Below are 12,907 nucleotides of genomic sequence, written 5' to 3'. Positions count from 1 at the left end.
TTATTTTTGCCCTTATGCGGAATCCGCAAGGGAAATAAGGGAAGTTTTTATTTAGTCGTTACCTGCTACTTTATCAAGAAGTCTGGCGGAGTTCCGCTTTGCCTTTCTTGTAGAGTGGGCATAGACATTCATTATGGTACTGACATCAGAGTGTCCAAACAGTTCCTGCACATCTTTTGGAGCAGCTCCGTTTGAGAGGAGGTTGCTTGTGTAGGTGTGTCGCAACTGGTGGAAATGGAAATTCTCAAATCCGTCCAGTCTTTTCGCAACTGACCGGCAGGCAATGCTAAGTGTGCTTGGCAGTTCCAGACTGCCATCCGGTCTGAGGCAGACAAAAGAGATTTCTTTATAATCTGCTGGGACTTCCTGTGTTCCATCAAGGTGATAGTATTCATAATACACTCTGTTTTTGTCCTGTACTTCCTTGTAGAAATTGCGGTGGTAAAGTTCATCATACTGCATCCGGCTTTTAAACTGTTCTTTTCTGGCGGTTTTCAGTATTTCAGTCAGAGTATCACCAAAATCAACAATCCTTACTTTCTTTCACTTGGTCGGTCCGATGATATTTTTATGTTTTGTGCCATCATAGCGGATACTTCTTTTAATGGTCAGGCATTGTTCTTCAAGGTTGATGTCCTGCCATGTCAATCCACAAACTTCACCAATACGAAGTCCCGCATAGTATGCTATCTGGATTGGCAGGATTGCAGGTGGATTCTTTACTTTGAGGTATTCTATCAGTCTTTCATAATCTTCATGGGAAATCGGCTGTATGCCTTCTTCTACCTCATCATCTGAGAATAAATCCACATCCTCTGCCTGTTTTTTCAAACATCGCTTTAGGGAAACCGGGCGCTACGAAAGAACAGGTGGAACAGGCTGCCAAGGTTGCACAGTGTCATGATTTTATCATGGCGCTTCCCAATGGCTATCAGACAAAAATCGGTGACGGCGGCGTATATCTGTCCGGCGGTGAGCAGCAGCGTGTTTCCATCGCGAGGGCAATCCTGAAAAATGCCCCGATCCTGATTTTGGACGAGGCAAGCGCCTATGCGGATGCCGAGAATGAACATGAAATGCAGATTGCTTTGCAATCCCTGATAAAGAATAAAACGGTCATTATGATTGCCCACAGGCTGACAACCATCTGCAATGCCAACCAGATTTTAGTTGTGGACGGCGGGCAGATGAAAGAACACGGCACCCATGATGAATTGCTGAAAAAGCATGGGCTATATGCAGCCATGTGGGATGCTGGTGTTAATTCGGCTACATGGACGATCCGCGCCGGAAATCCTCAAGAGGATACCTTTATGCCATCCGGCAAAAAGCAAGGAAAGGAGGCCGTGACAGAATGAAACAGTTATTGAACGCGATTACCTGCAATGAACCAAAAAGGTTAATAAAGCCAGTGTTTTGGAACGCGCTTGCAAATTTGTCTAACTTGCTGCCATTCTTGTGTCTGGCATATATCGTCAGCCAGATTTATGAGTATTTCGTCAGCGGGACATTGAACCGCACATCCTTATGGGCAGCATGGGCTGTCATGCTTGCGGAACATATCCGCAGGCTGCCGCTGGGCTTCCTTATGAGTAAAAATTCCGGTGAAATCGGGAATACCATGATGAATGACTTTTCCAGAACCGAGTCAGCTATGACCCACATTTTACCCCAGATCATCAGTGGCGCGATTATGGCGGTCATTGCTTCTGTCGTTCTTCTGATTGCGGACTGGCGTATGGGCCTTGCCATGTTTGCAGGCTTTCCGATTGCGTTGCTGATTATGTTTGGGATGCGGGGATTGGAGCGCCGGTTGGACACGCAGCTTTCAAAGGCAAGGGTCAATCAGGCCGGAAAGCTGCAAGAATACCTGTATGGGATGCGTATTATCAAATCCTACAATATGCAGGGTGATAACTTTGAAAAACTGAAAAAGGCTTGCACAGACTACCGGGACGCCTGCATGAAAGTGGAGGGAGGCATTGGCCCCCTGAATTTGGTTGCGGCGGCTTTCCTCCGCAGTGGCCTGTCCCTTATGACGGTGGTAGGTGTGTTCCTTGTAAGCGGTGTCACCTTGACTGTGCCGGATTTTGCTCTATTCCTGCTTATCGGAACCCGTGTATTTGACCCGCTGGCCGTCACCATTATGAACTATTCCGAACTGATGATGTGCGGGATGTCGGGAGAACGGATTTGTACCCTGCTGGACGAGCCGGAAATGGTAGAAAGCGGTGACGCTCCGAAGGAGCATGAGATATGCTTTGACCATGTGAGCTTTGGATATGGTGAGAAAGAAGTTTTACACGATGTCAGCGCCCGATTGGAACCGGGAACCATGACCGCTGTTGTAGGGCCGTCTGGCTCCGGCAAAAGTACCATGCTGCGGCTGATTGCCCGCTTTCATGCTGGCAAAATGGCTGGTTGCCACAACGGAGGTCAGCGCATTTGTGGCTGCTATGTGGAAGTGCAAAATTCCTCAAAATGCTATTGTCACAACATCTGTGATTTTTCGTTGTTTCCCGACAATCAGTGAGGAATGGAGCGCCATCAAAACTGCCATGAAAATGCGGGGAATAGAATTTAGTTTCAAGAACATAGTGACAAGACCATCGGAAACGATTGTCCATATCCTTGTCCCGCTGTTTATCTCTGCTTTGAATATCAGCGATGAACTGGCTGCTGCTGCGCTCTGCCGCGGTCTGGACAATCCGGGAACCCATACCTGCATGACGCAGATACGTTTTCGCTGGTACGATATTGCTTTTCTGCTGGTAGTCACTTTTGCGCTGGTTGTAATCTGCGTATTGAACATAAGGGGGTACAGTCTATGATCGAAATAAAAGATGTTTCATTTACTTATAATCAGGCCGAGGCCCCCAGTCTTTCCCAGGTCAGCCTTTCAATCCGTGAGGGGGAATGTGTTCTGCTCTGCGGGAAAAGCGGCTGTGGAAAAACGACTATGACCCGCCTGTTGAACGGCATGATCCCTGATTTTTACGATGGGGCGCTGGATGGGCAAATACGGGTAAAAGGTTTTGACCCGGTAAACTGCTCCATGTATGAAATATCAAAAGTCGTGGGAACCGTTTTCCAAAATCCAAGGACACAGTTTTATACCGTCAATACAACCAGCGAAATTGCTTTTGGCTGCAAAAATTATGGATGGCCCCCGGAACAGATACGGGAACGTGTCATGCAGGCTGCGGCTGATCTGCATATCGAAGAATTGCTTGACCGAAATATTTTTGAATTGTCCGGGGGTGAAAAACAGAAAATCGCTTTGCCATCGGCTGGGCGCAGCCGTCCCCGGAGGACTATGTGGTGGAGAAGGAGGAACAGGCCGAACGCGCCGAACTGATCCGACAGGTTTATGAAGCCCTTGCCACCCTCACCCCTTTGCAGGCCCGCCGCATCCATGCCCGGTATATTTTAGGCTTGAAGGTCAGGGAGATCGCCGCGATGGAGGGCGTCAATCCGGCCCGTGTCAGCCAGTGCATCCAGGGAGGCTTGCGGCGCTTGCGGAAATATTTCGAGCGCCGGAAACGGACAGGCGGCCTATGAAAACCATCAACCTGAAAAAATACTACTACCCGATTTGTAAGAAAGACACCTTTGTGGAAGTGTCGGACGAGGTTGCAGACGCCATTGTGGAGGAAAGCCGCGCAGAGGACGCCAATGACGCCAAGCAGCACTATCACTGTTATTCTCTGGACGCATCCCCCGGCATGGAAAACCATTTCCCGGAGCAGGCCGTTTCCCCGGAAGATATTCTGATGGAGAAGAAAACGGAACGGGAACAGGAGGCCGCCCGCGCCCTGATGATGGAACGGCTCCGGGAGGCCCTTGCCACCCTGACGCCCCGGCAGGCGAGCTGCCTGCACGCCCGGTTTTGGGAGGGAAAACCCTTCAAGGAGATTGCCGAGGCCGAAGGCTTTACCACATCGGCGGCCATTGTCACGGTACGCAACGCCATCATCAAGTTGCAGAAATATTATATCAAGTGCGGCTGGATGGAGCCGCCCAAGGGAAAAGCGATATGCACAAAGACCACACCACCCAAGCGAAACCGAAAAAAGACGAGCGCGAAGAAGTCCTGAAGGAGATCCGGCAGCTTGAGAACCGTCAGAAGATTTTGGAGAATAAGCGGCACAATGAGGAACGCAAGGCCCGCACTCGCCGCCTGATTGAGCGCGGGGCCATTTTGGAGGGCGTGTTCCCTCTGGCCCCCGACCTTCCCGGCGTAGAGGTCAAGGCGTTCCTGATTGCCCTGTCCCATCTTCCGGGGGCGGCGGAACTGGCCGAAAAACTGCCGAAATCCGGGGAGAAGCCATAAGTCCATTCTCAGGAATGGGCACTTATACACCGTTGCCGGTGTCGTGCGCCCTGCCGGGGGCTGTTGCGCTCTCCGAGCGCGATGGGGCGCTACACTCCCCAAACCCCTTGTGTGCCACAGGTCACGGAACATCCGCAAGCGGCTGTCCCGTCCCCTGCGGCCTGAATACCCCTCACCGAAAGGAGGCGATCCCCATAGATTTTTGCCATATCCCCGTCAGTATCATCAAGCGCAGCGAGGGCCGTTCCGCTGTTGCCGCAGCCGCCTACCGCAGCGGTAAAGGGTACGGCGTTTTGCCGACCTCTTGCAGCCGGAACCGGCAGACGCGCCCACCGGCCCGGAGCCGGAGGCCCATGCCTGCCAGGGCTGCGGCAACTGCGGCGGGTGCGGGAAGTGCCAGCATGAAGAAAAGCAAGCCTGACCCCATCCCCGTCATGGACTATCGCCAGTACCTATGTGGAAAACTGGAAGGAGGCATACAGGAACAACACCGGCCTGCTGCTGTTCGGGGATGTGGGAACCGGCAAATCCTTTTTCACCGGTTGTATCGCCAACGCCCTGCTTGACCGGGATGTGCCGGTGCTGATGACGAACTTTCCCACCATCCTGAACCGCCTGACGGGGATGTTTTCTGAGGACAGGGCCGACTTTATCGCCAGCTTTGACGAGTACGACCTGCTTATCATTGACGATCTGGGTGTGGAGCGCAGTACCGAGTATGCGATGGAGCAGATGTTTTTCGTCATTGACAGCCGCTACCGCAGCCGCAGGCCCATGATAATCACCACCAACCTGAAGCTGGCCGAACTCAAGAACCCGCCCGACCTGGCCCACGCCCGTATCTATGACCGCATCCTGGAACGGTGCGCCCCGATCCTCTTTGCAGGGAAGAACTTCCGGGAGGAAAACGCCGGAGTCACTAAGCAGGCGGCGAAAGACATTGTAAACCGTAAGCACGAGTAATTTTTTGCCGGACGGCGCAGCCCCGCCCGGAGAAAGGAGCGCCATGAGCGAAGAAACCCGTACCATGCAGACCGTAGACACCCCCCCGGCCAGAGCGCCGGAGGACGCCCCCGCGCTGGTAAAGAAAATCGGCAAGACCACCTACAAGGTGCGCGTCCATTTCAGCCAGACCAGCACTGAAACCATGAGCGACAAAATCAAGCGTATGCTCAAAAACGAGATACAGCAGATGTAAACACAGCGGGCCGGAAACCTTCAAACAGGCTTCCGGCCCTTTCCATGCCAGGAGAAAAGGCGCAGAGGTCAATCCTCCACGCCTTCGCTTTCGAGAAACTGCGCGACGGTCATGCACTTTGGATGTTCCATATCCAGACTTAAAAAATCTTTATCGCCGGTGAGGATAATATCCACATCCGACACGATAGCCGCGTTTAAGATCGGCTGGTCTTTTGCGTCGCGTATCAGCTTTTCCGCATGGTCTACCGCAGGAATTAACTCATAGGACATCTCTGCCAGCAGCACTTCGGCATCCGGGAGATACTTTGGCACTTTCCGTCCGAGAATATCCCGCAGCTCCGCGATGTTGCGGTCACACAGGACTATTTCGTGATTGTCTGCGATGTAGAGCAACGCCCACGCCGGCTTGGAACGGGGAAAGACCAATGCGGAAAACAAAATGTTTGTGTCTACCAATATCCGCATTTTACCTTCCCTTTCCATAACGCACTTCGTCTACAAGCGCCTGAATATCATCCTCGCTGGATACGCCCAGTGCATCAGCAGACCCGGCAAAGGTGGCCTGTGCTTTTCGGATGGCCGCAGCGGAGGCGTTGCTGACAACAATCTCTCCATTCTGCTTTTGGAGGAACAGGATTTTATCGCCGGATTTCAGACCAAGCTGCCGCCTGATTTCTACCGGCACAGTGATTTGACCGTTTGCAGAGATTTTCGCCAAATTCATACAAGTCACCCTTTCTATTCTTTAGAACTCAAGTTTTCTTTATCTCTGCTTATATTATATCCCATACGCCGGGGAAAGTAAACTCGTCCGGGCAAAAAAGAGGCGCTTGTTTGTGACTTTTTCGTGAATTTGATTAAAAAGTCCTTGACAACTCGTTTCGGAAAGCGCCTTTAAAAATGATATGGTGTCCTTCATCAATGTACTTGCAGGTTGCGTATCGTAAAATTTCTGCTTTATCAAGCTTACGGTCCTCATGATATTCGATACCTTCAATTGTCGCATTTGGAATAGAGAAATCTGCGATTTTAATATAGCGGGCAAGTTTATTTGATTGCCGGCGATTCCATTCGGCATCCACCATTAATCCCAGACGTTCTTCAAAACCAAGGGTTCCATAAGATGTCTGATCTTCCAGTTGATGAGTCAATTCATCGGCCATTGCATTAAGTTTCATTTTTCGAAGAGTTTCACAAGTCTGTTCATTGATCATTGTGAGCACCTCCTCGTCTGTAATAGCCCGGACCCCGGGTAATACCGCCACTGTTGAAAGGATTCTCTACAGTGGCTACTGAAACTTTGTCTTGTCCGTTTCTAAGTAAGGTGCTGATGTTTCTAATAGCAGGATCTGATGTGTAGCATAGTACACGCTCACATGCTTTCTCTAAACGGTCGTGACCGTAACGATCAGCCAGTTTTGTCAGACTTGCACATGACTTATATCCCTGTTCCGGCGCTGCACCTGATGTAAGGAAATGCTCTACAACTTCACTGGTACGAGGACCGATAGTATGTGCCCAGGAACGAAATTCATCTTCGTTCCGACTCAGATATTTCTGATGATTCTGTGGCATATGTTCTGCCTGAATGACTGGTTCTCTTTGGGCAGCCAGCGGTATGTGAGTGGTAAAGATCTCTCGACTCCCTTCCTATTACGGATGAGGTTCTGTTTGCGTTGCTTGACTATATCAAAAATGCGCGCCCGGAAGTAAACAGCCCTAATGTATTCACCCGACTTAGAAAACCGCATATTCCATATTCGATGGATGACCATTTTGGAAATAAGATCTTACCATACTTTGAGAGTGCAGGCGTAGACACAAAAGGAAAGCATCATGGTCTGCACTCGCTCAGACATAGTCTGGCTACAAACCTTTTTGAATCGGGTACCCCGGTAAATGAGATTGCCGTGATCCTCGGGCACACATCCGCAGCCTCTACGAAGACATACGTCTGGTCTGATATCGATCGCCTCATAATAACAGCATTGGAGGTGCCCGAAAAATGATCAACGACAAGGAGTTTCTTAAATTCGAGGAAGGTTTCTTCAAGCCGTACTTTGAAAAGTTCATAGAGTTTAAGCGCGGAAAAGGCGAAAAGGTTGCCAGCTCAACATTGATTCATTTAAGGAAGCTGAATAATTCACTTAACAGATATCAAACACATCAGATATCTGAACAGATGATACAGGAATTATTGGCTCCACATGATGGATTAAGCGAAATCGAGCGTCAATACATGACATCAAATCTCCGGCAGTTTTGTTCTTTCCTAGTGCTTCTCGGAGTTGACGCATTCGTGGTTCCATCAAAATATATGCGTACAGTCAGATGTGAATTCCGCCCTTATATTTTCAGCGATGAAGAATTACAACGTTTAGTTGGCGCGGCCGATACGCTCCCTCCGGCAAGGAGATTCAAGGCTCATCAGCAGACTTATCCGGTGCTGGTAAGAATGCTTATAGGTACTGGGATGCGTATAGGAGAAGTTCTTGCACTGACACGGGGTGATGTTGATCCCTCAAATGGCGTGATTAAGGTAATCAATGGAAAAAATGGTGTTTCAAGATATATTCCTGTATCTGCCAGCCTTAAAAAGGTTCTCTGCAGCTATGCTGAAATCATTGACATGTCTGATGAGAACAAGCCTTTTTTATTTCTTCTTATACCGGTGGCCATCTTACATATGACGCTATGAAATATATGTTCCCAAAGATGTTTAAGGCGGCTGATATATACATGGCAGATGGCAAGACGCCAAAAATCCACTCTATCCGGCATACGTTCTGTACCAGGAGTCTGGAGAAAATGCTGGATAGCGGAATGAATATCTATGCTGCCATTCCGATACTGGCTGCATATGTTGGCCATGTAAATTACATGGATACGGAAAAGTACATTCATTTCACGGAACAGGGGTATAAGGACTTTATCCAGAAAGAATCCTCCTTGGGGAGTATATTCCCGGAGGTGACCAATGAGTGAAAACTTCTCCTTTTATGTCCAGCGTTATTTTATGTCGTACTTAATGAAACAGCATAATTACGGGTCAAACACTATTTCATCATACTCCGTCCAGAGCAGACTCAAGGTTACAGCTGGTTTTGCTAATTCCTTGTGAATAAAACTGTAATCAGGTTCCACCCTTGGATTAGTTGCTGTGAGACGTTCCGGATGGAAGGTCATCAACAGTACTTCGTTGGTAACAGATTCATCAAGTGGAAAGGATAAATCTGCTTTTCTTGCCAATTCCTGTACTTCACTAATGGTACTTCTGGAACTGTGAACACTCGCAGCAATTTGACGCTGTGTGTAGCCAAGGCTTGTCAGCCTTAGTATTTCGCGATAATTAACCATAATTATCGTCCTCCTATGAATGATAGTCACACTGATGTGTGCCAATTTCGTTATAGGAAATATTTATGTGAGTGGTACACCTTCCGTGAAGGCGGTCCTGTATCACCGTGATAGTGGTTCAATTATCCCGTGCAGATGGATTACATCTGACGGAATATACAAAAAGTGTGGGAATTGTAACCAGACAGCTTATCTGAAAGCTAAGGAAAAGTATGATACGCAGAGAGAAAAACTGGCAGACAGATATAAAGCAAAAACAGCTCTATACGAAGCATTGATGTTTCTGCTGATATGGTATTCCGTATTAACTACTCTTTTCCAGATGATATGGTCAAAAATATTTATCTCTGATTGTGTAATATTCTTTGATACAATCGCAGCTTTTATACAGCACATTACAGGGTGGATTATACTGGCAGGGAAGAATGTAGCACAGATTAGTGATGGAATATCTAATCCTGTCGTTGCCGGAATTATATACTGGCTAATAAGAATATTGATTTGCGGTGGATGTCTGGTGGGTGTGGGAATACTTTTGGCATTCATCGGAATAAAGATTGCAGGGCTATATAAGAAATAATACTGGGATATGATTACCGTAATGGTGATACTTAATCTGCTATTTTTCTTGTTATTCGTACAACTGGTGTATGTTGTAATCAGATGGTATGTGAAAGGCTGGCGGGAAACAAGGGGATATTATTAGTTATTGTTTTAGCATGAAATAAAAATTCTCTCGATATTCACTTGGCGAAAAACCAGTTTTTTCACGAAAACATTTTCCAAAGTGGCTGACATGATGAAATCCTACCTCAGAGGCGATATTTTCAATCAATCTATCTGTATTTTTCAGTAAATCAGCCGCTTTGAACAAACGATACTCTATCAAATATTTATAAGGTGTTGTTTGAAGCGTAGTTTTAAAGCAGCGAAGACATTCTGATTTACTTACATTTGCACTTTCGGCGAGCGATTCCAGCGTAACATCTTCCGGGTAATGAAGTTCGATATATTGAAGAAAAATAGCCATTCGATTTGTAATCTGGCTATTTTTTTTATGAGCTTCGTTCTCAAAAATTTGGACAGCACGACAAAACTCTAACCAAAGAACAGAGAGTGTTGACAACACCTCATAAGGATATAGAGTAGTTTTATTATGTTCAAGAGAGGATAATTTTCTCAAGGTATTTAATACAGCTATATGTTCTTTTACATTTACAATTGGAAAAACAGGAAAATCTTTCAGTCCAATGACCTGACTTACAATCTGTTCAGCAGGACTTCCCAGATAAAATCTTAAAAAATAGTCGGGAAATATAAAACTGTTATAGTGACAGGCATCAGTCTTATCAACTAAATGTACAACATTTTTGTTGATAAAAAAGCCATCTCCCTTGTGTAATACCGTTCGACTTTCTAATGTAACCACATCAATTTTTCCATCCAGAACGTAAATAAACTGAATATCCTCATGCCAGTGCATAACACGAAAACCGGGATTCCTTGGATAACTGTTTCCATTGATCACATTTAATACCAGATATGGAAAGTTTGTATTCTGGTTCAGGTTGACAGAATTTATATATTTATCATGATTCATGGATACACCTCTGCTTATCTTGACGATTTTATTATATTATCTGGATATAATTTGATAATCACATCAGATAAATTGCGATATAATTATAGCATAGGGAACAAAGAGATACAATAAGCAGTTTAGAGGTGGAATATGTATTTTGAATATGGAGAAAATGAAATTTTATATCTCAAAAATAAGGATAGAAAACTTGCTGAAGTAATTGAGAAAATTGGTTTGATTAAAAGAGAAACGGATACAGATTTATTTTCTTCGGTTATCCATCATATTATTGGTCAACAGATTTCTACAAAAGCACAGGCAACAATCTGGCAGCGAATGCAAAAAGATTTAGAGGAAATAAACGCTGAAACAATTCTATCAGTGTATATTTCAAAATTACAGTCTTATGGCATGACCTTTTGCAAGGCAGAGTATATAACAGATTTTGCTACAAAAGTACATACCGGTGTATTTGATCTGGATGCTGTGGAACACATGAGCGATGAAGATGCGATTCGGGAATTGAGTGCATTAAAAGGTATTGGTGTATGGACAGCCGAAATGATTTTGCTGTTTTGCTTACAACGTCCGAATATATTCAGCTATGATGACCTTGCAATCCAACGTGGGCTGCGTATGACATACCATCATAGGAGAATTGACCGTAAGTTGTTTGAAAAATACCGTCGCCGATTCAGCCCTTATTGCAGTGTGGCAAGTCTGTATCTTTGGGCAGTGGCAGGCGGCGCAATACCGGAAATGAAGGATTATGCACCTAAAAATAATAGGAGGAAGGAAAATTGAATAATAAGGTGAAATTTTTACAGCAGAATGCTCCCTGTTATCTCTATGAGGAAGATTCGATTAAAGAACATTGCCATGATTTGTTGAATGCAATGCCGGGAATGGATTTCTTGTATTCCGCCAAGACAAATCCGTTCATGCCAGTACTGAAAACAGTTGCCGAACAAGGCTTTGGTGCAGATACAGCTTCTGCCAATGAGGTGCTAATAGCGCAAAAGGCTGGTATTCCGTATGATAAAATTTATTATTCTGCACCAGGCAAAACCTTACAGGACTTAGAAAAAGTATGGGGAAAATGCACGATTATTGCGGACAGCCTTTCCGAACTTGCCCGTCTGGAGCAGTGTGCAGCAGTGAAAAACGAACGTATCGCTGTCGGTGTTCGAGTCAATCCGAATTTTTCCATGAATGGCGAATCTGCTGTATCAAGCAAGTTCGGTATTGACGAAGATCAGCTGAAAACAGCTAATTTATGCTTTCCACATTTGAAAATCATCGGAATTCATGTACACCTGCGTTCACAGATTTTAGATGCAGATATATTATGCGGATATTATCGAAACTGTTATATGTTGGCAGAACGCATAAATGAACTGAATGGTGTGGAAATTCAATTTATCAATTTTGGCAGTGGCATCGGTACAGTTTATGATAGAGAAACCGAAAAACCGCTTGCTCTGGAAAGAGTCGGTCAGACATTACAGACTCTCAGAGCGAAAAATCACAATGGCTTGCAGGCGAAGTTCATTCTGGAAACCGGGCGATTTGTAGTCTGCAATGCCGGAACTTATTATACACGAATCGTAGACCGTAAGATTTCCTGCGGAAAAACATATCTCGTGGTACAAAATGCAATGAATGGTTTCCTGCGTCCTGCCATTGCAGAGCTGCTCAGGCAAAATGTCGGAGAATTTCCGAAAAATGGACAGGAACCGCTGTATACTACTGGTTCACAGAGTGCATTCCGTATAGTAGGACGAAACGAAAATTGTGAAACTGTGGATATTGTCGGCAATCTTTGCACCGCATTGGATGTGATGGCAAAAAACATTACGCTCCCACACGCAGAGATCGGAGATATTCTGGCGGTTTCTAATGCAGGCAGTTATGGCTGTACACTGACACCGTTACTTTTTTCAAATCAGGAGACACCAAAAGAATTTTTATGGACAAAGGAGAATGAATAATGGCAAATATTATTGTATTGTTTGAAGTAAAACCTACTAAGGCAGGAATGCAGAAATATCTTGATCTTGCCGCCATGCTGAAACCTATGCTTTCCGGTTTCGAGGGATTCATCCGTGCTGAGCGTTTTACCAGTCTGAACGAGGAAGGTAAACTGCTTTCTATGAATATCTGGACGGATGAAAGTGCTGTTGAGCGCTGGCGCAATGTGATGCAGCATCGCATGAGTCAAAAAGAAGGAAGAGAAAAGCTGTTTGAAAGCTACAAGATTACGGTTTGTTCGGAGATCCGTTCCTATACCTATACCGACCGGACGCAGGCACCGAAGGATTCAAATTCATTTTTTGAGGTGTAAGTATGGCAATGTATGATTTTACTATCATGCCTGATCGTCATGGCCACGATTCCATTGCGGTAGAACTGGTTTTACCACACAGTTGGAACGC

Annotated in this window: 21 protein-coding genes and 2 pseudogenes; 16 read left to right on the top strand and 7 right to left on the bottom strand. The window is 46.0% G+C overall.

Going from position 1 to position 12,907, the window contains the following annotated elements; all coding sequences use genetic code 11:
• Positions 1-51 precede the first annotated feature (51 nt).
• A complete protein-coding gene (locus BUA56_RS24110) occupies positions 52-462 on the bottom strand; it encodes a tyrosine-type recombinase/integrase (protein ID WP_103711011.1) in 411 nt (136 codons plus the stop codon).
• A gap of 81 nt (positions 463-543) precedes the next feature.
• Positions 544-831 carry a tyrosine-type recombinase/integrase gene (locus BUA56_RS24105; protein ID WP_479724292.1) on the bottom strand — a complete coding sequence of 96 codons (288 nt, stop codon included), beginning with the start codon at positions 829-831 and terminating at the stop codon, positions 544-546.
• 38 nt (positions 832-869) lie between these two features.
• Here BUA56_RS24105 and BUA56_RS02115 point away from each other — a divergent pair, with 38 nt between their 5' ends.
• From BUA56_RS02115 to BUA56_RS02075, 9 genes and pseudogenes are all read left to right on the top strand, one after another.
• Positions 870-1,358: an ATP-binding cassette domain-containing protein gene (locus BUA56_RS02115; RefSeq protein ID WP_423241189.1), complete on the top strand. Its 489-nt coding sequence runs from the start codon at positions 870-872 to the stop codon at positions 1,356-1,358.
• Entirely contained in the window at positions 1,355-2,533 is a 1,179-nt protein-coding gene (locus tag BUA56_RS02110) for an ABC transporter transmembrane domain-containing protein (protein WP_207650892.1), read from the top strand. The genes BUA56_RS02115 and BUA56_RS02110 overlap by 4 nt, the downstream gene beginning before the upstream one ends.
• Entirely contained in the window at positions 2,457-2,831 is a 375-nt protein-coding gene (locus tag BUA56_RS02105) for an energy-coupling factor transporter transmembrane component T (protein WP_242946705.1), read from the top strand. Before BUA56_RS02110 ends, BUA56_RS02105 begins: the two co-directional genes overlap by 77 nt.
• On the top strand, positions 2,828-3,358 hold the full coding sequence (locus tag BUA56_RS02100; protein ID WP_084067563.1) for an ABC transporter ATP-binding protein: 531 nt from the start codon (positions 2,828-2,830) through the stop codon (positions 3,356-3,358). Before BUA56_RS02105 ends, BUA56_RS02100 begins: the two co-directional genes overlap by 4 nt.
• Positions 3,322-3,561, top strand: a complete 240-nt coding sequence (locus BUA56_RS02095) for an RNA polymerase sigma factor (RefSeq protein WP_242946704.1) — start codon at positions 3,322-3,324, stop codon at positions 3,559-3,561. Before BUA56_RS02100 ends, BUA56_RS02095 begins: the two co-directional genes overlap by 37 nt.
• Complete coding sequence (locus BUA56_RS02090; protein ID WP_072848593.1) at positions 3,558-4,097, top strand: RNA polymerase sigma factor; 540 nt, start codon at positions 3,558-3,560, stop codon at positions 4,095-4,097. The genes BUA56_RS02095 and BUA56_RS02090 overlap by 4 nt, the downstream gene beginning before the upstream one ends.
• Positions 4,037-4,333: a DUF3847 domain-containing protein gene (locus tag BUA56_RS02085; protein WP_072848592.1), complete on the top strand. Its 297-nt coding sequence runs from the start codon at positions 4,037-4,039 to the stop codon at positions 4,331-4,333. Before BUA56_RS02090 ends, BUA56_RS02085 begins: the two co-directional genes overlap by 61 nt.
• Before the next feature lie 444 nt (positions 4,334-4,777).
• Positions 4,778-5,296 (top strand): annotated as a pseudogene (locus tag BUA56_RS02080) (ATP-binding protein); the annotation flags it as partial.
• A 64-nt stretch (positions 5,297-5,360) separates the two neighbouring features.
• Positions 5,361-5,531 carry a transposon-encoded TnpW family protein gene (locus BUA56_RS02075; protein ID WP_479724293.1) on the top strand — a complete coding sequence of 57 codons (171 nt, stop codon included), beginning with the start codon at positions 5,361-5,363 and terminating at the stop codon, positions 5,529-5,531.
• A gap of 68 nt (positions 5,532-5,599) precedes the next feature.
• On the opposite strand, the gene BUA56_RS02070 is transcribed toward BUA56_RS02075, so the two are convergent.
• The 3 genes from BUA56_RS02070 to BUA56_RS02060 all read right to left on the bottom strand — a co-directional run bounded on the left by BUA56_RS02070 (position 5,600) and on the right by BUA56_RS02060 (position 6,747).
• Positions 5,600-5,998 (bottom strand): putative toxin-antitoxin system toxin component, PIN family, encoded by a 399-nt coding sequence (locus tag BUA56_RS02070; protein WP_072848588.1) that lies wholly within the window; start codon positions 5,996-5,998, stop codon positions 5,600-5,602.
• A 1-nt stretch (position 5,999) separates the two neighbouring features.
• Entirely contained in the window at positions 6,000-6,257 is a 258-nt protein-coding gene (locus BUA56_RS02065; RefSeq protein ID WP_072848586.1) for an AbrB/MazE/SpoVT family DNA-binding domain-containing protein, read from the bottom strand.
• A 133-nt stretch (positions 6,258-6,390) separates the two neighbouring features.
• A complete protein-coding gene (locus tag BUA56_RS02060; RefSeq protein ID WP_072848584.1) occupies positions 6,391-6,747 on the bottom strand; it encodes an ATP-binding protein in 357 nt (118 codons plus the stop codon).
• A 438-nt stretch (positions 6,748-7,185) separates the two neighbouring features.
• Between BUA56_RS02060 and BUA56_RS02055 the strand changes: the two genes are divergently transcribed.
• From BUA56_RS02055 to BUA56_RS23820, 3 genes are read left to right on the top strand one after another with little or no spacing between them, the layout of a single operon-like run.
• On the top strand, positions 7,186-7,542 hold the full coding sequence (locus BUA56_RS02055; protein WP_423241190.1) for a tyrosine-type recombinase/integrase: 357 nt from the start codon (positions 7,186-7,188) through the stop codon (positions 7,540-7,542).
• Positions 7,539-8,231 (top strand): tyrosine-type recombinase/integrase, encoded by a 693-nt coding sequence (locus BUA56_RS23825; protein ID WP_278320838.1) that lies wholly within the window; start codon positions 7,539-7,541, stop codon positions 8,229-8,231. Before BUA56_RS02055 ends, BUA56_RS23825 begins: the two co-directional genes overlap by 4 nt.
• Positions 8,232-8,272: 41 nt before the next feature.
• Positions 8,273-8,518: a site-specific integrase gene (locus BUA56_RS23820; protein WP_341443323.1), complete on the top strand. Its 246-nt coding sequence runs from the start codon at positions 8,273-8,275 to the stop codon at positions 8,516-8,518.
• A 57-nt stretch (positions 8,519-8,575) separates the two neighbouring features.
• On the opposite strand, the gene BUA56_RS22890 is transcribed toward BUA56_RS23820, so the two are convergent.
• Positions 8,576-8,890, bottom strand: coding sequence for a helix-turn-helix domain-containing protein (locus BUA56_RS22890; RefSeq protein ID WP_158640967.1), 315 nt, complete (start codon positions 8,888-8,890; stop codon positions 8,576-8,578).
• 19 nt (positions 8,891-8,909) lie between these two features.
• Here BUA56_RS22890 and BUA56_RS23255 point away from each other — a divergent pair.
• A pseudogene (locus BUA56_RS23255) lies at positions 8,910-9,596 on the top strand (DUF6040 family protein).
• Here BUA56_RS23255 and BUA56_RS02040 read toward each other — a convergent pair.
• Positions 9,597-10,490: a helix-turn-helix transcriptional regulator gene (locus BUA56_RS02040; protein ID WP_072848580.1), complete on the bottom strand. Its 894-nt coding sequence runs from the start codon at positions 10,488-10,490 to the stop codon at positions 9,597-9,599. It abuts the pseudogene before it with no gap.
• Positions 10,491-10,622: 132 nt separating this feature from the next.
• On the opposite strand from BUA56_RS02040, the gene BUA56_RS02035 reads away from it, so the two are divergent.
• The 3 genes from BUA56_RS02035 to BUA56_RS02025 are packed head-to-tail and all read left to right on the top strand — an operon-like array spanning position 10,623 to position 12,816.
• On the top strand, positions 10,623-11,276 hold the full coding sequence (locus tag BUA56_RS02035) for a DNA-3-methyladenine glycosylase family protein (protein WP_072848578.1): 654 nt from the start codon (positions 10,623-10,625) through the stop codon (positions 11,274-11,276).
• Positions 11,273-12,463, top strand: a complete 1,191-nt coding sequence (locus BUA56_RS02030; RefSeq protein ID WP_072848576.1) for a diaminopimelate decarboxylase family protein — start codon at positions 11,273-11,275, stop codon at positions 12,461-12,463. Before BUA56_RS02035 ends, BUA56_RS02030 begins: the two co-directional genes overlap by 4 nt.
• Positions 12,463-12,816 carry an antibiotic biosynthesis monooxygenase family protein gene (locus tag BUA56_RS02025; RefSeq protein WP_072848574.1) on the top strand — a complete coding sequence of 118 codons (354 nt, stop codon included), beginning with the start codon at positions 12,463-12,465 and terminating at the stop codon, positions 12,814-12,816. The genes BUA56_RS02030 and BUA56_RS02025 overlap by 1 nt, the downstream gene beginning before the upstream one ends.
• Positions 12,817-12,907 lie beyond the last annotated feature (91 nt).

Source organism: Lactonifactor longoviformis DSM 17459, from assembly GCF_900129135.1.
Lineage (GTDB): Bacteria > Bacillota > Clostridia > Lachnospirales > Lachnospiraceae > Lactonifactor > Lactonifactor longoviformis.
This window is presented reverse-complemented; position numbering and strand designations above follow the sequence as displayed.